The organism is Porcincola sp. LCP21S3_C12, from assembly GCF_052118625.1.
Taxonomy (GTDB): Bacteria; Bacillota; Clostridia; order Lachnospirales; family Lachnospiraceae; genus Porcincola.
Genome location: NZ_JBQKGW010000056.1, coordinates 1 through 1,713, shown reverse-complemented (window position 1 = coordinate 1,713; position 1,713 = coordinate 1). Strand labels below are relative to the sequence as shown.

Genomic DNA, 1,713 nt, shown 5'->3' with positions numbered 1-1,713 from the left:
TCCTACACCGGAGGGAAGAACCGCTGGGTATGCTCAGGAAAAGAGCGATTCAGCAGCGACTTCTGCCCCGGCGTTTCCATCCCTGACGAGGTGGTGAAGAGCTGGGGAGTTTTTTCCGAAGACCGGTATATCAATGAAAGGATCGACCGGGGAAGAGTCTCGGGTTTTACCTATGAGGACACAAAGAGCTGGCATAAGGCGCACACGAAGAAAGTCCACATCCAGAGCGCACCGGCTCTCACAGAAGCAAATTACCCATACAAGGACCGGATCTTCTGCAAGTACTGCGGCGGGAAGCTCCGGCGCATCATCGGACATCAGGGACACGTCTTCTGGATCTGCAACACCATGAGCCGATATGGCAAGAGCGCTTGCAAGGGTGTCCGGGTTCCAGATGAGATGCTGCAATCCCTGCGCGATTACCCTGGTCTTGTTTACATTGGAAAGGAGAAGATTGATGGCAAAGAGTGTTATGGTTATTCCCGCAAGCCAGATCAAAAAGTCAGCTGAGGAGACAAAGAAGAAGACCCGGGTGGCTGCCTACTGCCGGGTCTCGACAGAGCAGGAGGAGCAGCTTGGCTCCTTTGAGAACCAGGTCAGCTACTACACAGAACTGATCAACAAGAATCCAAACTGGGAGATGGCCGGGATCTTCTCGGATGAGGGAATCTCCGGAACCGGGACGAAAAAGCGTCAGGGCTTCCAGAACCTCATCCGTGCCTGTCGCGAGGGAAAGGTCGATCGGGTGATTACGAAGTCCATCTCCCGATTTGCCCGTAACACCGCTGACTGCCTGCGTTACTCACGGGAACTTAAGGATCTCGGCATTCCCATTTATTTCGAGAAAGAAAAAATAGACACGATGGCAGCATCGGGTGAGCTTCTTTTTACCATCCTCTCCTCCCTCGCGCAGGAGGAAAGTCGTAACATCTCGGAGAATACGACATGGGGCATCCGGTCGAAGTTCAAGAGAGGTCAGCCGATGCTCAACACGGAGCGCTTCATGGGATACGACAAGGATGAGAACGGAAACCTTGTCATCAACCCGGAGCAGGCCAGGGTGGTAGAGAGGATCTTCCGGTACTTTCTGGAAGGATGGTCGCTCGAAGAAATCGCCCAGAGGCTTCGGGCAAAGAACGTCCCGGGCGTGACGGGAAAAGCGGCATGGAACGCGAACACGATCCGGCGGATGCTCCAGAACGAAAAGTACAAGGGCGACCTTCTGATGCAGAAGACCTATACCGTAGATTTTCTTTCCAAGAAGATGGTGGCTAACAACGGAGAGAAGGACCAGTACTACGTGCAGGGAAATCACAAGCCCATCATTCCTCCGGATGATTGGGAGGCTGCTCAGGCGGAGCTGAAGCGAAGAGAGGGATTCATGGAAAGTCACGGCATCAAGGAAATCAGCTCGAAGGTGGGAACGGCATTCTTCAACAAGGTGTACTGCGGAAGCTGCAAAAGCCGCTTCATCCGGAGAAGCTGGACCGGCATTAAGGAACCCTTCTGGAAGTGTTTCCAAGCGGAAAAGGCGCAGGGAAAAACCTGCAAAGCTTTGAACGTGAAGGAGGCAGTTCTTCAGGAGGCTGTGGTGATTGCATGGAACAGTATCGTTGAGAACCGGGATCAGGAGATGGAGCGATGGGAGAAAATGAAACACTCCGAGAATCCGCTGGACCGGCTTCGCGGAAAACAGATGATCGAGCTCACCGC

General features: G+C 53.5%; 2 protein-coding genes. Both read left to right on the top strand.

Annotated features, from left to right (window positions below; translation table 11 throughout):
* On the top strand, nt 1-510 hold a 510-nt coding region (locus ACTQ1N_RS12580), incomplete at its 5' end, for a zinc ribbon domain-containing protein (RefSeq protein ID WP_441956997.1).
* The coding region (locus ACTQ1N_RS12575) for a recombinase family protein (protein ID WP_441956996.1) at nt 458-1,713 on the top strand (1,256 nt) is incomplete at its 3' end. The genes ACTQ1N_RS12580 and ACTQ1N_RS12575, both read left to right, overlap by 53 nt.